An 18,430-nucleotide genomic window follows, 5' to 3' on the forward strand; every position below is an offset into this window, starting at 1 on the left:
AGGCCCTGCTACTCGTGTCGCCCGATGCGGCATCGAGACCCCCACGCGGGGCCTCCGTCAAAGCACTCGCGCAGATGGAAGCCAGGGACTGCCGGCCTGTTGTTGTTCGCACGGCGTGGTCGAGGGCTAACCCATTACGAGGCGGGTTGGAAGGTCTCGAAGATGGTTCGCAAGACCGGCAGGTTCTCCTGCCACTGGTCGGCGGGTGTGGACCAGTAGATTCCGTACGCCTTCTTCGCGCTGGTGACGACACCACGAATCAGGACGTGCTGACGCCCGGACCGTGCGGCGTAGGTGAATTCCCAGTCCGCCGCCTTGTCGAAGTAGTCGACTGCTTCGATCCGAATCCGGCGGTAATCGGCATAGCCGCTGCGACGTGCAGCCTCCTGATGGCCCCAGTCGGCAACGGGATCGGCCTTCGGTCGATCCGTCTGGTCGACAATCAGCAGGCCCGAGCCGGAAGCCTCGCGGAAGTACACCTGGCCGCTGTCTCGTTCGGACCTCCACCCCTCGGGTACCGCGACGGAAAATCCGGTCGGGTCACGGTGACGTTCGAACCCGGCAGGCACGGCCGCGACCGGGGTGGACTGCTGTGTCGAAGGGGACCGAGTGACGGATGGCGTACGAGTTGCCGTCGGCGCCCGTGTGGCACCTGTCGGCGTCGCGGTTCGGGTGCCCTTCGCGGTCGGTGAGGCGCTCGGTGGGCGTTGGGCGGTCGATGTACTGCGCGACGCTTGGCTGGCCTGAGTCGGCTGCGCGGCCGGTGCCGACCGGCCCTCCGAGGGGTCAGCGGTCTGTCTCATCATCGCCCACCCCGCCACAGCCGTCAGCACCAAGAGGCACGCCACAGCAGCAGGGAGGACTGTTCGCACAATCCGATTCGGCGGTCCTGCGAGAGCCGCGGCGCCCGAAGGAGGCCGGTCGCCATCGTTCCCACCTGTACTGGAATCGCCGCCTGCAGCGAGTGGGGAACGCCCCGATGGCGTCGGCGGATCGGACTCCGGCGTGAACGCCGCGATGGGCAGCAGGCGGGTTCGCTGACCGCTGTCCCGGTCAGGGTCCTCCCACGTCCGCTGAGCACCAGCTGGCGGGGACTCGAGACGTGGCGCAGCTGATCGATCAGCGACGTCTGGCGTCCACACCGCCAGGCGCAGCAGACGGGTCGCCTCGGCCGCCGTCATCCGCGCGGCCGGATCCTTGCTCAACAGGCCTTCGATAACCGGCCACAGCGGTCCCGCATGGTGAGCCGGGTCGGGCGGCTCGGCGACGGCGGCGGCCAGCGTCGGCAAGGCGGAGCCCCGGTCGAACGGTGAGCGTCCCTCCACGGCGGTGTACAGAGTGGCACCTAACGACCACAGATCCGACTCCGGTACCGCGCCGCGCGCTTGGACCCGTTCAGGAGCGATGAACGCGGGCGAACCGACCAGCGCGCCAGAACGAGTCAGCGATGCGTCACCCTCCAGGTTGGCAATACCGAAATCGGTGAGCACCACCCGTCCGTCGTCCGCCAGCAGCACATTGCTCGGCTTCACGTCTCGATGCAGCACGCCGGCCGAGCGCGCGGCCTGCAGAGCGGCCAGTACCTCGAGGCCGATGCCGGCCACCTCCCGCCACGACAGCCGCCCGCGCTCGTGAATCACCTGCCCGAGCGTGCGTGACGGCACCAGCTCCATCACGAGCCATGGCCGGCCGTCCTCCTCGACCACGTCGTACATCATGACGACATTTGGATGCGTCAACCGGGCCGCTGACCGGGCCTCGCGGAAGGTCCTCCGGCGAAGTACGTCCCGATCGTCTTCGGGCAGCTCCGGCGGAACAACGACTTCTTTCACTGCAACCGGCCGGCCGAGGAGCTCATCCCGCGCCCGCCACACGATCCCCATGCCGCCGCGCCCGAGCTGATCAAGCAAACGGTAGCGCCCAGCCAACAGGCGGTGCTCGGAGGACATCGTCAGCCCCCGATCGCTGCGCCCGCACTACACGAGCACACGGGGCAGAACATCACGGGCAACTCCGATCCGAGGGCGTCGAACTCTTCCCACCCCCGGTTCCCAGCCGGCCCCACCCAACACCCGGCCGATCCCTATCCAGCGCCGACGTAATGGGCGTCATCGAACTTCTCGACGTGGCCGACCTCGACCGTGTAGGTGTATTCGCTGGTCTCGCTCTCCCGCCACCGGTGGATCTCGTCGTGGCCGGTGTAGGTGGTGCCGTCGTCGTCGATCACCGTCGCGTCGGCCGCGAACGCCGACAACAGGTCGTGGGCATTCGCCTTGCGCTGGGGATCGGCCTGGCGCAGGTACCTCATGATCGCCGCCGGCAGCTGCTTCGCCAGGTCGGCCGCGCCCGGATCGGGTGGTGTCTGAATCGTCATCAGTCGCCTTTCGAAGGTTGCGGTTCACATCGCGTGCTCAGTGGCCCTGATCTCCTGGAGGATCCAGGTGTTGCCGTCCGGGTCGGCGAAGTCGGCCAGGCTTGCGTACGGCCGGCGCTGAGGATCGACTCCCGGTGCGAAGTCGCCGGCCCAGGTCTCGACCGGTGCCTTGTGCCGGACGTCACCGACCTTGATGCCTCGGGCCACGAGATCCGCATGCGCCGCCTCGAGGTCGCGGACCACGAGATAGTTCGACCGCGAACACCCCGGCGACGCGTCCGTCAGCCCTTCGCCGAACTGGATCGAGCAGGCCGATCCCGGTGGCGTCACCTGCACGACACGGAACCCGTCGCGCGGGTGGTAGTCGACGTCGACGGCGAAGCCCAGCGACTTGTAGAAGGCCAGCGACGCGTCCACATCGCTGACGGGGATCGTGAGTACTTGGATCGAGTAGTCCATCACATGTCCAGAACGAGGTCGGTGCCCGGACGGAAGCTGCAGATCAGGACCTGGCCGTCCGGTGGTGGTTCGAGGGGCGAGTACGTGAGCTCATCCGACAACAGTGGCGTGATGCAGTTGTGGCAAACGCCCGTGCGGCAGCTCCAGCGGGTGGGTACGTCACATGCCTCAGTCCCCGGTAGCAGGTCACCCGCGGCTGGGTGACCTCCAGCTCGGCGCCGCCGATCTTCCCGTTCCACTCGACGTCCTTCGGCAGACCGACGTTCACCGACACCACAGTCGCTTCACTCATCCGGACAACTCCTCCACCGAGAGGTCACGATCAATACCGTGGGAGACCACTCCTTGACCGGGCTCCAATCGCAGCCGCGTGCCGTCCAGTTCCACCTCGACCTTGTCCGGCTCGAACGACACCAGCCCGGAGATCCGCCGTACCTCGGTCCAGGCGTCCTCGTAGGACCAGGCCGCCCGGTGCGCGGCCCCGATGTCGTAGTAACTGCACAGACCCTTGTACGGACAGAAGGTCTGGCCCTCGACCGCGGTCAGGGCGGTGTCGTCGACGTCTTCGCGCGGTACGTACCAGCGCGGCGCGAAGCCGGACTCGTACAGCACCATCGGGCGGGACGAGTCCGCGACGACCCGGTTTCCGTCGCGGACCACCAGATGCCGGCTGGTCCGCCGGATGTCGATGCGGTGGTACGGGTCGGCCGCGTGCCCGACGATGCGCTCGTCCTCTTCGTAGAACGCGTCCATCGCCCGCCAGGCGAACGCAACCCGCCCTTTCAAGTCGCCGGCGTGGTTCGGGAGGTCCGTGTGCTGCCACGCCGCACGGGTCTTCTGCGCATCACCGGCCGTCACCGTGAACCACGTCGTAGTACCGAGATCCTTGTGCTTCGTCGTCCGGTCTTCCGTCGTCAGCACGTCGGGCACCACGTCCTCGAGCGGGAAGTACGCCACCGGATACCGCCCCGGCTCGTGCAGCAGTACCACGTCCTCGCTGTCCGCGATCCAGCTGTCACCGAACCGCACCCGCATCCGCCGCCGCGACGGCTCCGCGTACAACAACCGCTCCGGCAGCTCCACCGGAACCAGAAACCTTCCGACCGCTCCACCAGCCAACGGCCCCTGCTGCCACGCCAGCCCCATCGCACTACTCCTCTCAGATCACCTGCTAGCGCTCGTACCGCCCGTCGAAGCGCGATCCCCGGGCCTGGTCGACGAACGTCAGCCCGACCGCGGTCCCGTCCTCGACGATCCACCGCAGGTCGTAGGTCGCCCGGTACGACGGCGGCCAGAACGAGCAGAACCTGCCGCCCGCGCTATGTCCGCGAGGCCGACAACCTGTCCGTTGCTCGACGGCTCCATCACCGCTCCCTCTTGCGCTGCACAGTGAAGCCCAGCTGTCCGAGCACCTTCACCGCACCTGCCTTGCCGCCCTCGAAGTCGGCGGACGCCAGCCGGTGTCCGGTCGCGAACTCGAACGCCGTCCCGAGGATCGCTTTCGGCGGGTACGTCCGCCCGTCGCGGACCAGTTCGTACGTCGTCGTGGGCGCGTAGCCGTGCTCGGCGAAGAAGGGCTCGGCACCGAGCCGGTCGTACTCGTCCATCGCCCGCTCGACCTCGGCCGGCGTCACCTGTTCCCAGTCGATCATGCCCGCGCTCCTTCAGCCTCGGTACGCCTCGAGGAGGCGCAACCAGACCTCGCTGATGGTCGGGAACGATGGAACCGCGTGCCACAACCGGTCGATCGTGACCTGACCCGCGACCGCCACCGTCGCCGAGTGGAGGAGCTCGGTCACCCCCGGGCCGACGAACGTGACGCCGAGCAGGGTCCGTGTGTCCTCGTCCACGACCATCCGGGCGCGGCCGCGGTACCCGTCGGCGTACAGCTTCGCGCCGACCACGACGTCACCGATCTCGACGTCGACCACGCGGGTCCGGAACCCGTCCGCCGCGGCCCTGGCCGCGGTCCGTCCGACGGATGCCGCTTCGGGGGTGGTGAAGACCACCTGCGGTACGGCGGCAGCGTCGGCGGTGGTGACGTGGGGCCCCCAGCCGGTCAGCTCGAGCGGCCGGTCGGCGGCCTGGTCGACGATCGCCTGGCCGGCGATCCGCGCCTGGTACTTGCCCTGGTGGGTGAGCAGCGCCCGGTGGTTCACGTCGCCGAGCGCGTACAGCCAACCGTCGTCGACACCGCGGACCCGGCACGTGTCGTCGACGTCGAGCCAGGTCCCGGACGGCAGCCCGACCGTGTCCAGACCGATGTCGCCGGTCAACGGGATCCGCCCGATCGCGAACAGCACCTCGTCGGCCTCGACCGTGCCTCCGTCGTCGAGCACGACCGTCACCGGCCCGCTCTCGACGGGGCGACGCAACGACTCGACGATCGACGCCGTCCGCACCGTCACGCCCTCGGCGGTCAGCCCTTCGGCCACCAACTCGCCCGCGAAGGGCTCCATCTGCGTCAGCAGCCGGTGCTCGCGGGCGATCAGGGTGACTTCCGCGCCCAGCCCGTGCCAGGCGGTCGCCATCTCGACGCCGACCGGGCCGCCGCCCACGACCACCAGCCGGTCCGGTACCACGCTGCTGTCGGTCGCATGCCGGTTCGTCCAGGGCCGCGCTTCGGCGATGCCTGGGAGGTCCGGCGCCGCGGCGACACTGCCCGTGCAGATCGCTACCGCCTGTCGTGCCATCAGCACCACGACCCGGTCGTCGGCCGTCGTCACCGCGACCCGACGCGGACCGTCGAGCCGGCCGTGGCCGCGAACCAGGGTCGCGCCGATGCTGCCGACCCAGTTCGCCTGACCGGTGTCGTCCCAGTCGGTCACGTACCGGTCGCGGCGGCCGAAGACGCCCTTGGCGTCGACCGAGCCTGTCACCGCCTCCCGCGCGCCGTCGACCTCCATCGCCTCGGCGATCGCGACCACCGGCCGCAGCATCGCCTTGCTCGGGATGCAGGCCCAGTACGAGCACTCGCCGCCGACGAGCTCACGCTCGACGACAGCCACCGTCAGGCCGCCGGCCCGGGCCCGGTCGGCCAGCGACTGGCCGATCGGACCGGCACCGATCACGACGACGTCGAACTCCTGTGTTTCCTCTGTACTGGTCACGACAGCGACTGTGCGCCAGCCGACCCCGGTACCGCGTCCGTCAGATCCCCGGTGTGTGGCACCGGTGATGCCCGGGCTCAGCCCGAGCCAGGCAACTGCTGATGCCGCAACTGCCTGCGGGACGTCAACTGCAGCTTCGCGAACACCTTGCCGAGGTGCCATTCGACCGTTCGCGGGCTGAGGAAGAGCCGAGCGGCGATTTCCGCGTTGGACAGGCCGTCCGCGACCAGCCGGGCGATCTGCGCCTCCTGCGCGGTCAGCAGGTCCGGCGTCTCCGGGCCCGGGTTCGTCGGCACCGAGTCACCGGCCGCCCGCAACTCGCCGGCTGATCGCTCCGCGAACGCCTGCATCCCCATCCGCTCGAACTGCTCGTACGCCGTCCGCAGCTCCGCTCGCGCCTCGGTCACGCGGGCCGCCCGGCGGAGCCACTCGCCGTACAGGAGGTGACTGCGGGCGAGCTCGCCGTGGATCCGCGTCTGCGTGAGGTGCTCGATCGCCGCGCGGTAGTGCGCCTCCGCGTCGTCGTCGGCTGCCAGCAGCGCCCGGCATCTCGCTTCGACGCCGAGTCCCCACGCCGTCCGCGTCGCCTGGGTCGTCTCGGCCAGCCGCTCGCAGGCCACCTCGGCCTCGGTACGACGCCCCAGCCGCACTGCTGCTTCCGTCAGCTCGGCCAGGACGGCCCACGGCTCCACGCCCATGACCGGCGGCCGCTGCGACGCTTTCGCCGCCTCGGTGAACGCCTCGTCGTACCGCCCCAGGCTGTTGTTCAGGACCGCGGCGGCCATCCCGGTCAAAATCAGTCCGAAACTCTCTCCGCGACGCTTCGCCTCCAGCTCCGCCCGCACGATCAACGCGCGGGCGCGTTGCTCCTGGCCTTGCCAGGCGGCCAGCAGCAAGGCACCGTACGGAGCCATCGGCAAGCCGGTGACCTCGTTCACAGCGTCGAGCTCGGTCTGTAGCCCAGCGGCCTGCTGAAGCTCACCGGTCAGCACGTGCGCACCCATCCGGACGCTGAGCGCCAGCGGCAGCGTCGCCATCGCCCCGAGTTCACGCGCCATGTCGAGGTGGCGCTGGTTGTCGAGCGTCTGCTCGTTCCAGAGGTTGCCGGCCACAATATGTGCGAGCCAGAACCACCGCATCGACTCGGTCGTCAGCTCCAGCTCCCGGAAGGCCGCCAGCGCATCGGTCAGCAGCGGTACCGCGGCCGCATAGCCCTCCGTGAAACGCACCGCCAGGCCGTCCAGCAGCAGGTCGGTCGCACTCGGAGAGCTCGGCCGGACCGCGCTCCGGGCCGCCGCGGCAACCTCGCCCAGGCTCTTCGAGGACGAGCAGTCGTCGGCGAACATCGCCGCGAATACCGCGTCCAAGTACGTCTCGCGCGCCGTTCGCGGGTCGATGGCCTCCAGGTTCCGTGCCGCCCGTAGCAGGAGCGGGGGCGCGGCGGCGCCACGGTTGGCGGTGAACGCGATCTGCGCCCGGAGCAGGTCGATCCCAGCCCGCGTCCGGTCGTCGAGCCGGCCGGCCTCGGCGACCGGCAGCAGCCGCAGCGCGTCGTCGGCATGCCCGGCCTGGTGGTAGGCCCGAGCGGCGGCGATCGCCCGTTCCGTACGACGCGCCGCCTCGCCGCTCAGCTCCGCCGCCCGCGACAGGAAGGCGGCGGCGGCGATCAGGCCGCCGCGGCCCTGCGCCCGCGCGGCCGACTCCTCGAGCTCGGCGGCGACGTCCTCGTCCGGACCGTTCACCGACTGCGCGCGGTGCCAGGCCCGCCGATCGGGATCGGTGTCCGGATCGGTGACCGATGCGAGCGCCGCGTGTGCCTGGCGGAGCTCGTCCGGTGCGGCCGAACGGTAGACGGCCGAGCGAACCAGCGAGTGCCGGAACCGGAACCGCGTCCCGAGCTCAACCAGGCCGGACGCCTCCGCCGGCCCGGCGGCCGACAGACCGATGCCGACCGTCTCGGCGGCGCGCCACGTCAGCAGCGGGTCGCCGAGTGGCTCCGCCGCCGCGATCACCAGCAGCCGCCGGGAGTCGGCGGGCAGATCGTCCAGCGCGCGAACGTAGGTCTCCTCGACCGAAGGCGGCACGAGCTGCGACCCCGGCAGACCGAATCCACCGGCCAGCCGCGCCGGCCCGAGCGTCCGCGGCGCCTCGAGCAGCGCGAGCGGGATCCCTCGTGATTCCGCGACGATCTGATCGAGCACCTGCGCGTCCGCGGGACCGGGCAGCACCGAGCGGAGCAGTTCGCGCGCGTCGTCGTCGGCGAGCCCTTCGAGCACCAACTCCGGGATGCCGTCGAAGTCCTTGGCCGCAGCACAGTCCCGTGCCGCGAACACCATCGCGATCCGCTCGGCCACCATGCGCCGGGCGGCGAAGGTGAGCGCCTGCAGCGACGCGGCGTCGAACCACTGCGCGTCGTCGACGACGCAGACCAGCGGCTGTCTGGTCGCCGCCTCGGCCAGCAGGCTCAAGGTGCCCAGGCTGATCAGGAACGGGTCGGGCGGCGGCCCGGACCGCAGCCCGAAGGCGGTCGACAGTGCGTTGCGCTGCGGTTCCGGCAGGACGTCGAGCCGGTCCAGGAACGGCCGGCAGATCTGGTGCAGGCCCGCGAAGGCCAGCTCCCGTTCGGCCTCGACGCCGCCCACCGACGCGACCCGGCAGTCGGTCGCTTGGCCGACGAAGTGGTCGAGCAACGCGGTCTTGCCGACGCCGGCCTCCCCGCACACGACGAGACTGCGGCTGCGACCGGCGCGGACAGCATCGAGCAGGCCGCTCAGCAGCCGACTCTCGTCCCGGCGATCGTGCAACACGTTGCGGAGTGTACGTCGCCGCCTGCCGCGATATTCCAGCAACCGCAAGCCGGACCGACCGGACTCAGGACAGCCCACCCGAGTCGATGCAGTACCACCCCTGCCGTTCGGTGATCATCAGCAGTACCGCGTCGCAGTTCCGGCACCGCCCGACGGTCCCCGGGCCGTTCGCGTAGACCGCGAGCTCCGCGACGTACCCCGAGCTGCCGCAGGTCCGGCAGGAGTACCCGCCCGCGCTGACGTCACGACCGAACGCCTCGTGCAGCATGCCGGCGATCGCGTTGCCGTCCAGCGGTGTCATCGTGTCACCTCCGTTCCACCGAAGCGTTCGGTCCGGATCCGGAGCGGATCGTGGCCTAACGCAACCAAATCGTTCGCCGCGGCCTCCACGAAGCCGGTCGGTCCGCAGATGTAGGTCAGCGGCCGGTCCGCGGCCGGCCAGCCAGTCTCCGTCAGCAGCTCGCCGTCGATCCGCCGCCGGTACCCGCGCCAACTGCTCGCCGGCTCCCGGGTCAACGTGACCGAGATGTCGAACAGGTCGTACGCTGCGATCTCCATCAACTCGTCACGGTAGATCAGCAGGTCCAGGCACCGGGCCGAGCACAGCACCCGCACCGGGACGCGGCTGCCGGCCGTGCGGTGGTGCCGCAGCATCGACCGCAGCGGGACGAGACCCGACCCGCCTGCCACCAGAAACAACGGTCCGCCGAACTCGTCGCCCCACACGAAGTACCCGCCGACCGGGCCGCGGAGCTCGAGTTCGTCCCCCACCCGCAGCTCGTCGACGAGATACGGCGAGACCTCGCCGTTCTCGATTCGCTCGACGGTGAGCGCGACGTACTCGTCCTCGGGCGCCGACGCGATCGAGTAGCTCCGCTCGGCTCGATACCCGTCGGGGGCGGTCAGCCGCACGTCCACGTGCTGCCCGGCGCGGTGGGTCGTCCACTCAGGGACGGCGAGCTTGATCGTGCGGGCACGTGCGGTCTCCTGGACCGCTTCGACCACGGTCCCGGTCTGCCAGCTCAGTCGCCGCTGAAACGTTGTTCTTTCCACGAGTCTCCGTCGTTGGGGTGTTCGATTCGATCACCCAGCGCAACCGCCTCGCCCCAGGGAACTCCCCAGTCCTGCCCCCGGCCTTCTCAAGCGTTCAGGCGGTCCTCCGTGGAGGTCGAGAACAGGTGCAGCTTGTCGGGGTCCGGCGCCAGGTGGACGACGGTGCCCTTGTCGTTGTGCAGGCGGGTGCCGATCCGGGCGATGATCTGGTCGCTGGTGTGCTCGGCGGTCCCGTACAGGTACGCGTCCGAGCCGAGTTCCTCGATCACCGAGACCTTCACCGGCAGGCCGTCGTCGGCGAGGTGGAACGCCTCCGGCCGGATGCCGAGCGTCAGCGTCGTGTCGTGGCCGGCCTTGGCCAGCACGTCGCGGGCGATCGGTACGACGTAGTCGCCGATCCTGGCGCCGCCGTCGGTGATCTCGGCGGTGATCAGGTTCATCGCCGGCGACCCGATGAAGCCGGCCACGAACTTGTTCCGCGGCCGGTCGTAGAGATTCAGCGGGGTGTCCACCTGCTGCAGCACGCCATCGCGAAGGACCGCGACGCGGTCGCCCATCGTCATCGCCTCGACCTGGTCGTGGGTGACGTAGACGGTGGTGACCCCGAGCCGGTGCTGCAGCTCCGCGATCTGCGTGCGGGTCTGCACCCGCAGCTTGGCGTCCAGGTTCGACAGCGGCTCGTCCATCAAGAACACCTGCGGGTTACGCACGATCGCGCGGCCCATCGCGACCCGCTGCCGCTGGCCCCCGGACAGCGCCTTCGGCTTGCGGTCGAGGTACTCCTCCAGACCGAGCAGCTTGGCGGCCTCCTGCACGCGCCGGGCGCGCTCGTCCTTGTGGACGCCCTGCATCTTCAGCGCGAAGCCCATGTTGTCGGCCACCGACATATGCCGGTCGGCCGCGGGCCAGGCGACCTCGGCCAGCAACTCCTGATCGAGCCGGCCGCGGTAGCCGTGCCATCCACTCGGCAGTTCCCGGGTCAGCGTGACCGAGACATCGAACTGGTCGTACGTCGCGAACTGCATCAGCTCCTCGCGGTAGATCAGCAACTCCAGCGAACGCACCGAACTCAGCAGCCGCACCGGCGCCCGGCTGTGAATGGCACGGTGGTGCCGCAGCATCGACCGCAGCGGGACCACACCGGAACCACCCGCCACCAGGAACAGCGGGTCGCCGAGATCCCCGTCCCAGACGAAGTAGCCGCCGACCGGGCCTCGCACCTCGAGCTCGTCGCCCACTCGTAGCTCGTCCACGAGGTACGGGGACACCTCGCCGTCGTCCAGCCGCTCGACGGTCACCATCAGCTGCGGCTCCTCGGGAGCGGACGCGATCGAGTAGCTTCGCTGAGCCTGATAGCCGTCAGGTGCGGTCAGCCGGAGATCGACGTGCTGTCCCGCACGGTGGCCGGTCCAGCCGGGAACATCGAGTGTGATCGTCTTCGCCCGAGGGGTCGCGTAGATCGTCCTGACCACCGTCGCGGCCTGCCAGCTCAGTCGCCGGTGTAGCGCTGTTCCCGCCACGGGTCTCCGTAGTTGTGATAGCCGAACATTTCCCAGAAACCGGGCTGGTCGACAGAACGCAACTCCAGTCCACGCACCCACTTCGCGCTCTTCCAGAAGTAGAGGTGCGGTACCAGCAGCCGGGCGGGCCCACCGTGCTCAGGATCGAGCGGCTGACCGTTGTACTCGTCGACCACCCAGGCCCGTCGGCCACGCAGGTCGGCCAGCGGCAGGTTGGTGGTGTAACCACCGTCGGCGAAGGCCATCGCGAACGCCGCTTCCGTAGGCGCCGCCGCCAGCAACGTGTCGACCGAGACTCCGGACCAGGTCGTACCGAGCTTGGTCCACTTCGTCACACAGTGGATGTCCACGGTGAAGGTCTCTCGCGGCAGCGAGCGGAACTCCTGCCATGACCACGAGACCGGTTCCTCGACCGCGCCGCGGATGGTGAAGCTCCACGCGTCCAAACGTGTCTGCGGCGTCGGACCCGCCGACAGCACTGGGAAGTCGTTCGTCACGTACTGCCCCGGCGGCACCCGTGCCGCGTCCTCGGTGACGGGCCGGCCGCGAAATCCCCGGGAGATCGCCATCAGACCTTCTCCCCGAACTGGCTGCGCAGCAGCCACTGCTGCTTCTCCAACGTCCGGACCACGTCGACGAGGACATCCTGGGTGACCAGGTCCGCCGCGCCGATCGGCGCCAGCCGCTCACGTACCCGCTCTGCCGAGCCCGCCACCCTGCGCGCGAGCTCCCAGATCACCGCATGATCCGGCACGGAACGCACCGGCACCGGCTCGACCCGGGATCCGTCCGCCACCGCCACGGACTGACCGTCGGGGACGAACCCCAGGGTCACCGCGCGTTCGGCCACCAGGTCCGCAAGCTCGCGCCACTCCCCGACCAAGTCGTCGAGGAACAGGTGCAGGTTGTGGGCCGCCGGGCCGACCACGCTCCAGTGCAACTGCTTGCCGATCAGGGACAGGTCGATCAGGTCCTGGAGCACCGCCTGCAACTCGGCACCCACCGCGTTTCGCTCGTTCGGATTGTCCAGCGCCGGCAGGTGGACAGCATTCGCAACGGTTTCCATCGACCCATCTCCTTGACATCGCTCCGGAACCGAGGCCCGCCCTCGCCGCCGGCGATCGGAACCGATCCCACCACTCGCGGCCGTCACTCGCCCCAGGGAGTTCACCGGTCCGACCCACGGGTTGTCCTCGGCCAGGGCCAGGCGCCGTCCATCGGGGTACGTCGTCCAGCGCACCCGCCGCTCGCCCCGGTGACGCACGGTGAACCACGGGTCTCCCCGGTACCCGGGCCCGGGGGTACACCCGTGCTCGACTCGGGCTACGAAGACAGCGCGATCACGGCACGGTGGTGACGTGACGACCTTCCTCCCCGACACCGAACGACCATGCGCCCCGTCTGAGCTGCCGCGGCTGTACGGGCGCGCCGCCGAGTGCGCCCGAATGGACCAGTTGCTGCACGACACGTCCACCGGACATGCCGGGGCACTGCGGTTGCGGGGCGAACGCGGCATCGGCAAGAGCTCGATGCTGGACTACGTGGCTCGCTGTGCAGACGGTTACCGAGTTCTGCGGGCGAGCGGCGTCCCGGACGGGCGCGATCTCCCGTACGCCGGCCTCCACCTGCTGTGTGCTCCGGTGCTCGAGGACCTGGAACGGCTCGTGCCCGCGCAGCAGGCCGCGCTCTCCACGGCGCTCGGGCTCAGCGGCGGCGAACCGCCCGACCGCCTGCTGGTGAGCGTCGCCACCTTCAACCTGCTCACCTGCGTCGCCGAACGCGATCCGGTGTGCTGTCTGGTCGATGACACACACTGGCTGGACACGGCCTCGTTGCTGGTACTGGCATTCGTGGTTCGTCGCGCCGAACACAGCCGCGTGCTGATTGTGTTCGGCGAACGCGATCAGCCGGGCGTGCCGGAGCTCGACGGGCTTGCGGAGATGCGACTCGAACGGTTGCCCTGGAGCGACGCACGTTCGATGCTCCTCTCCGCTGCACCGGGCCGGATCGACGCAGCCGTGATCGAGCGGGTCCTGCTCGAGGCGCGTGGAAACCCGCGCGCGCTCCTGGACGCGGTCGATGGGGTCACTGCAGCCGAGCTCGCCGGCGGTTACGCGCTCCCGGCGCCGCGCCACGACTCCCGGGACCGGGAGCACGACTGTGTACGGCGTGCACAGCAGCTGCCCGCCGACGCGCGGCAACTGCTGCTGACTGTCGCTGCCGAGCCGACCGGGGACCCGGCGCTGGCCTCACGGGCGGCCGACTGGCTCGGCATCGGCAAGCCGGCCGCGGAGGTACTCGAGGCAGCGAACTTGCTGACCTTCGGGCCCCGGGTCGTGTTCGGCTGCGCCACACTGCGGACAGCTGTCTACGCCGGCGCGACGCCGCCCGAGGTCCGTTTGGCCCACCGGGCGCTGGCCGAGGCCATCACCAGTGACGCGGACGCTGATCGCCGGGCCTGGCATCTGGCGCTGTCCACCAGCGGGCTCGACGAGCGGATCGCAGCCGACCTGGAGCACAACGCGACGACGGCTCAAAAACGGGGCGGGATCGCGGCGCGCGCCGCCTTCCTCGAACGGGCCGCCCTGCTCACGGCCGATCCGGCCGTCCGTGCCGGCCGCGCGTTGTCCGCCGCATGCGCCAACCACGCAGCAGGCGGCCTCGACGCCGCGCAGCACCTGCTGACCATCGCGGAGAGTGGGCCTGCCGACCCGGAACGGGAAGCGCAGATCGAGTTTCAGCGGGCACGCATCAAGTTCGCCACGCGCCGGGATGACGCAACCCCGCAGCTGCTGCTGGATGCGGCCCACCGCCTCCGGGCGCACTCACCCGCGTTGGCCCGGGACGCACACCTCGAAGCCCTCGCAGCATCGATGTTCTCCTGTCGTGGTCCGGAGGCCCCCAGCGTTCGAGTCGCCGCACAGGCCGCACGTGACTCAGCTGCCGAAGGATCGGCTGACCCGGTCGATCTGCTCCTCGAAGCGCTGACAGCCAGGGCAATCGACGGGCCGGACGCTGCGGCTGATGCCCTCTCCCGGGCGCTCAAGGCATTCGGCGGTGACAGCCTGGACCTCGCGGCACGTGGATGGTCCTGGCTGGCCGGCTTGGCCGCTGCTGACGGATGGAACGAGGACTCCTGGGCGACGCTGACCGCCCGGAACCGTGACGAACGCGGTGAGGACCGTGCCGCCGGGCACGTGGCGCCGCCGCTGGGCCACCCGTTCACGCAGGCTGCTCTGATCGACCTGTTCCGTGGCCGCTTCCAGGCAGCGCACGACGCCATCGCCCGCGGAAACACCCGCGCACTGAGTACGGTCGGCGGGCCCCCGACCCCCGCATCTCTGATGCTCGCCGCCTGGCAGGGGAGAAGAGACCTCCTGCGCGGGGCGCTGCCGACAGCGCGCAGGCAAGCTCGGCAGCGTGGCGACGCCCTGACACTGGCCGCCACCCAACTGGCGGAGGCTGTGCTGCACAACAGCGCGGGACACTACGAGCAAGCCCTGGCAGCCGCCCGCGAAGCCGTCGAGGCCGACCAACTCGCCCTGTCCGGCTGGGCGCGGGCCGAATTGATCGAGGCGGGGACGCGCTGTGGGCGACGCGACGTGGCTGCCGCGGCGTTGTCCCGGCTCGATGCCGATGCCGAGGCCTCGCGGACTCCCTGGGCACTCGGCGTGCGAGCAGCCGCCCACGCGCTGCTCGCCGACGCGCCGGCGGCCGAGCCGCTGTACCGGGAGGCCATCGACCGGCTGTCCGAGACCGGCATCCGTGTCCAACTCGCCAGAGCCCAACTGCTCTACGGCGAGTGGCTGCGACGGCAGAACAGGCGCGTCGACGCTCGCGAGCCGTTGCGAGCTGCCCAGCAGATGTTCGCAACGATCGGCGCCGAGGGGTTCGCCCTGCGTGCAAGCACCGAACTGCTGGCCACCGGCGAGCGGGTCCGCAAGCGCAACGTCGAGACCGGCCTCCAGCTGACGACTCAGGAGTCCCGGATCGGCTACCTGGCACGCGACGGGCTCAGCAACTCCGAGATCGGTGCCCGGTTGTTCCTCAGTCCCCGCACGGTCGAGTACCACCTGCACAAGGTCTTCGCCAAGCTCGGAATCACGTCCAGGACGGAACTGCACCTCGTACTGCAGGCGGCTACCGACGCCCTGACCGGCGACGGGCCGGACGTCCTGGCCGCAGGCCACTGAGGGAGCCGACGGCCCGGAGTCAACGCTGCAGCTGTCGCCTGGACGTGAGACGGCGGCCCTTTCGAGGAAGGCCGCCGCGGCAGTCGCAGCCCCGCGTGCATGCGCTCGCCGCCCGCACTCCTGCAGTTCGGCCGCGATGGCTTCGTCGGGGGCCTCGGCAGCCTGAGCACGGTGCCAGGCCCGGCGGTCGGGATCCGTGCCGGCATCGGTCACCTCGCCGAGGGCCCAGTGAACTCGCCGCCGTTCCTCGCTCGTCGCCGCGCGATAGACGGCCGACCGCAGCAACGGGTGCCGGAACCGGATCCGTACGCCGAGATCCACGAACCGCTCCGCCGCCTCCCGCGCTACGTCGGCATCCACCACGATCCCGAGGCGAGCGACCGCGCCATACCAGCACCGAGTCACCGACCGGTGCTGGTATGGCGAGCAGCACCTCCCGCGTCACGGGTGACAGCGTCGCCATCTGGCGCAGGAAGCTCTCCTCGATACGCCCCGGCAGCACCACCGGCCCGAAGGACCCGAATCCGCCCGCGAGCTCGGCCCGCGTGAAGCCCCGCGGAAGCTCGAGCAGAGCCAGCGGGTTGCCGGCGCAACCGGCGCGTCACGAACCCGAGGACCTGCGCCGATGCCTGATCCAGCCACTGTGCGTCGTCGATCAGGCAGAGCAGCGGACGGTCCCGCGATGCCTCGCCGAGCAGTCCCAGAACCGCCAGACCGACGACGAACCGGTCCGGCGGCTTGCCGGGGGCGAGGCCGAATGCGGTGCGCAGCACCTCCTGCTGTGGCGTGGGCAGCGTCTCGATGAACTCGAGCACCGGCGCGCACACCTGATGCAGACCGGCGAACGCAAGCTCCTGCTCGGACTCGACCCCACTGGCCCGCACCGAACGCCAGCCGGCCACCCGCCCTGCCACATACTCGATCAGGTCTGTCTTCCCGATCCCGATTCACCACGGAGGACCAGCACCCTGCTCTCGCCCGAGCCCACCTCGTCGACGATGCGGTCGAGCAGGTCGCACTCGCCTCGCCGGAAGTGCACCACAGGACTAACGCACCGGAGCCGGCAGCACCGGACGCCCCAGCCGCGTCGACCTGCCCCTCATCGCGAGACCTCCTACGCTCCGTCGGCCGTTTGCCCGAGCACCCTATTGTGGCGCACTCGCGCCGCGACGCGCGAAGCAGCAAGGCTTTCGGCTCGCGAACGTCCAGGGCCTAGTTGCGTCCGGCCATCACTCCGCCGTCGACGTTCAGAATCGTGCCTGTCACCCAGCCGGCCTCCTCCGAGAGGAGATAGGTGATGGCCGACGCGACGTCCTCGGCCGAGCCCACCCGGCCCAATGGGTGGAAGCCGTTGAAGCTCTCGATGGTCGCCTCGATCTGCTCCGGGGGAACGAAGGCCCGGTAGATCGGTGTCGCCACGACGGCCGGTGCGACGGCGTTGACCCGGATCTGCTGGTCACCGAGCTCGAGAGCGAGGTTGTGGGTGAGTGCATGCAGCCCGGCCTTACCCATCGAGTAGGCACTGGACGGCGTTGCGGCGACGGCCTGATGAGCCCACATGCTCCCGATGTTGACGATCGAACCCCCGTGACCTGCCGCAACCATCCCGCGCACCACCGTCTGGGTCAGGAAGAAGATGGCCCGGCTGAGCTCGAGGTAGGAGTCGTAGTCGTCCCCGTCGTGGTCGAGGAAGGGTTTCGGGACGAAGATGCCGGCCGCGTTGACCAGAAGCGTCGCGTCGGCGTGCTCCGTCGCCAGTTGGTGCTGTGCCCTGGCGACTTCGTCACGGTTGGCCAGGTCGGCCACGATCCCCCACGCCTGGCCGTCGCCGGACAGCGTCTTCACCGTCTCGTCGACATGGTCCTGGTTGCGGCCGACGATGACCGCCGTACCGCCGCCCCGGACGACGTCGATGGCGGTCTGCCGCCCCATCCCGCTGCTTCCGCCGATCACGACCAGCTTGTGACCGTTGAAGTTGTACGTCATGAGTGTTCTCCAATCCCTGTCATTTCCTGTTGTCCTGCGGTCATCGCGTGCTTGCCCTGGGGTGCGACCCTTCGACTGAGGAAGTCCCGCACCAGTGCGGCTACCTCAGGGCCGGCGCTCTCGAGAAGGAAGTGACCTCCCTCGAGGAGGTGGATCTCAGCGTCGGCAGCGTCCTGCGCGAAGGCCTCCGCGCCGGCCGGGCCGAAGATCTCGTCGCCACGGCCCCACACCGCCAGCACGGGCACACCACTGGCGCGCAGATACTCGTGCAGCTCCGGGTACATGGCGGGGTTCGTCTTGTAGTCGCGGAACAACGCCAGTTGGATCTGGTCGTTGCCGGGCCGCGTGAGCAGGTTGTAGTCGTGGTGCCACGTGTCCGGACTGACAAGCGTCTCGTCGGGTACGCCGGTCACGTACTGCCAGCGGGTGACCTCGAGGGTCAACGCCTGCCTGATCGCTGCCTCGGTCTCCGGCGTCTGTTCGCGCTGGTAGTCCCAGACCGTTCGCCAGAAGCTCTCGACGAAGCCGGCGTCGTACTCGTTGCCGGACTGGGTGATGATGGCGGTGATGGCAGCCGGGGCGCGCAGGGCCAGCCGCCAACCGATCGGCGCCCCGTAGTCCTGGACGTACAGCGCGTACCGTTCGACGCCCAGAGCGGCGAGCAAGCCGGCGGTCAGGTCGGTCAGCGCATCGAAGGTGTACTCGAAGTCGTCCGCCGACGGAGCATCGGACAGACCGAACCCGAGATGGTCCGGAGCGATGACCCGGTAGTTCTCGGCCAGCTCCGGGATGAGGTTGCGGAACATGAACGAACTGGTCGGGAACCCGTGCAGGAGGACGACGACCGGCGCGTCCGGCGGTCCGGCCTCCCGGTAGAACAGTTGCCGTCCGGCTACCTCGGCGTACCGGTGGTGTACAGGTGACATGT

16 protein-coding genes and 2 pseudogenes are annotated in these 18,430 nt (G+C 69.8%); 1 reads left to right on the forward strand and 17 read right to left on the reverse strand.

The genetic code is table 11. The features are described from left to right. Positions 1-134: 134 nt before the first annotated feature. The 14 genes and pseudogenes from ABZX12_RS28825 to ABZX12_RS28890 all read right to left on the reverse strand — a co-directional run bounded on the left by ABZX12_RS28825 (position 135) and on the right by ABZX12_RS28890 (position 12,389). Entirely contained in the window at positions 135-1,949 is a 1,815-nt protein-coding gene (locus ABZX12_RS28825; protein ID WP_355698159.1) for a protein kinase, read from the reverse strand. Positions 1,950-2,083: 134 nt separating this feature from the next. After that, positions 2,084-2,374: a hypothetical protein gene (locus ABZX12_RS28830; RefSeq protein WP_355698161.1), complete on the reverse strand. Its 291-nt coding sequence runs from the start codon at positions 2,372-2,374 to the stop codon at positions 2,084-2,086. Between the two features lie 24 nt (positions 2,375-2,398). Then, the gene (locus ABZX12_RS28835; RefSeq protein ID WP_355698163.1) at positions 2,399-2,833 is read right to left on the reverse strand and encodes a VOC family protein; all 435 of its coding nucleotides are present in this window, start codon (positions 2,831-2,833) and stop codon (positions 2,399-2,401) included. Next, positions 2,833-3,072 (reverse strand): 2Fe-2S iron-sulfur cluster-binding protein, encoded by a 240-nt coding sequence (locus tag ABZX12_RS28840; RefSeq protein ID WP_355698164.1) that lies wholly within the window; start codon positions 3,070-3,072, stop codon positions 2,833-2,835. Before ABZX12_RS28840 ends, ABZX12_RS28835 begins: the two co-directional genes overlap by 1 nt. Positions 3,073-3,121: 49 nt before the next feature. Further along, positions 3,122-3,979 (reverse strand): DUF427 domain-containing protein, encoded by an 858-nt coding sequence (locus ABZX12_RS28845; RefSeq protein ID WP_355698166.1) that lies wholly within the window; start codon positions 3,977-3,979, stop codon positions 3,122-3,124. A gap of 218 nt (positions 3,980-4,197) precedes the next feature. After that, a complete protein-coding gene (locus tag ABZX12_RS28850) occupies positions 4,198-4,485 on the reverse strand; it encodes a hypothetical protein (RefSeq protein ID WP_355698168.1) in 288 nt (95 codons plus the stop codon). A gap of 12 nt (positions 4,486-4,497) precedes the next feature. Then, the gene (locus ABZX12_RS28855; RefSeq protein WP_355698170.1) at positions 4,498-5,943 is read right to left on the reverse strand and encodes an NAD(P)/FAD-dependent oxidoreductase; all 1,446 of its coding nucleotides are present in this window, start codon (positions 5,941-5,943) and stop codon (positions 4,498-4,500) included. A 77-nt stretch (positions 5,944-6,020) separates the two neighbouring features. Beyond that, positions 6,021-8,750 carry an AAA family ATPase gene (locus tag ABZX12_RS28860; RefSeq protein WP_355698172.1) on the reverse strand — a complete coding sequence of 910 codons (2,730 nt, stop codon included), beginning with the start codon at positions 8,748-8,750 and terminating at the stop codon, positions 6,021-6,023. Positions 8,751-8,814: 64 nt separating this feature from the next. Beyond that, positions 8,815-9,051 carry a DUF6510 family protein gene (locus tag ABZX12_RS28865; protein WP_355698174.1) on the reverse strand — a complete coding sequence of 79 codons (237 nt, stop codon included), beginning with the start codon at positions 9,049-9,051 and terminating at the stop codon, positions 8,815-8,817. Next, positions 9,048-9,803, reverse strand: coding sequence for a ferredoxin reductase (locus tag ABZX12_RS28870; RefSeq protein WP_355698176.1), 756 nt, complete (start codon positions 9,801-9,803; stop codon positions 9,048-9,050). The genes ABZX12_RS28865 and ABZX12_RS28870 overlap by 4 nt, the downstream gene beginning before the upstream one ends. Before the next feature lie 86 nt (positions 9,804-9,889). After that, positions 9,890-10,693: pseudogene (locus tag ABZX12_RS28875) on the reverse strand (ATP-binding cassette domain-containing protein); the annotation flags it as partial. A gap of 27 nt (positions 10,694-10,720) precedes the next feature. After that, a pseudogene (locus ABZX12_RS28880) lies at positions 10,721-11,404 on the reverse strand (FAD-binding oxidoreductase); the annotation flags it as partial. Beyond that, entirely contained in the window at positions 11,293-11,892 is a 600-nt protein-coding gene (locus ABZX12_RS28885) for a sulfite oxidase-like oxidoreductase (RefSeq protein ID WP_355698178.1), read from the reverse strand. The gene ABZX12_RS28885 and the pseudogene ABZX12_RS28880, both read right to left, overlap by 112 nt. Next, positions 11,892-12,389 carry a DNA starvation/stationary phase protection protein gene (locus tag ABZX12_RS28890; protein ID WP_355698180.1) on the reverse strand — a complete coding sequence of 166 codons (498 nt, stop codon included), beginning with the start codon at positions 12,387-12,389 and terminating at the stop codon, positions 11,892-11,894. The genes ABZX12_RS28885 and ABZX12_RS28890 overlap by 1 nt, the downstream gene beginning before the upstream one ends. 292 nt (positions 12,390-12,681) lie before the next feature. Here ABZX12_RS28890 and ABZX12_RS28895 point away from each other — a divergent pair, with 292 nt between their 5' ends. Next, positions 12,682-15,516: an AAA family ATPase gene (locus ABZX12_RS28895; RefSeq protein WP_355698181.1), complete on the forward strand. Its 2,835-nt coding sequence runs from the start codon at positions 12,682-12,684 to the stop codon at positions 15,514-15,516. 401 nt (positions 15,517-15,917) lie between these two features. Here the strand turns inward: ABZX12_RS28895 and ABZX12_RS28900 are convergent, their stop codons facing one another. The 3 genes from ABZX12_RS28900 to ABZX12_RS28910 all read right to left on the reverse strand — a co-directional run bounded on the left by ABZX12_RS28900 (position 15,918) and on the right by ABZX12_RS28910 (position 18,428). Beyond that, the gene (locus ABZX12_RS28900) at positions 15,918-16,463 is read right to left on the reverse strand and encodes an ATP-binding protein (protein ID WP_355698492.1); all 546 of its coding nucleotides are present in this window, start codon (positions 16,461-16,463) and stop codon (positions 15,918-15,920) included. 265 nt (positions 16,464-16,728) lie between these two features. After that, positions 16,729-17,502 (reverse strand): SDR family oxidoreductase, encoded by a 774-nt coding sequence (locus ABZX12_RS28905; protein WP_355698183.1) that lies wholly within the window; start codon positions 17,500-17,502, stop codon positions 16,729-16,731. Beyond that, positions 17,499-18,428 carry an alpha/beta hydrolase gene (locus tag ABZX12_RS28910; RefSeq protein WP_355698184.1) on the reverse strand — a complete coding sequence of 310 codons (930 nt, stop codon included), beginning with the start codon at positions 18,426-18,428 and terminating at the stop codon, positions 17,499-17,501. Before ABZX12_RS28910 ends, ABZX12_RS28905 begins: the two co-directional genes overlap by 4 nt. Between the last annotated feature and the right edge of the window lie 2 nt (positions 18,429-18,430).

The sequence above is a fragment of the Kribbella sp. NPDC003505 genome (assembly GCF_040610875.1).
Classification (GTDB): domain Bacteria; phylum Actinomycetota; class Actinomycetes; order Propionibacteriales; family Kribbellaceae; genus Kribbella.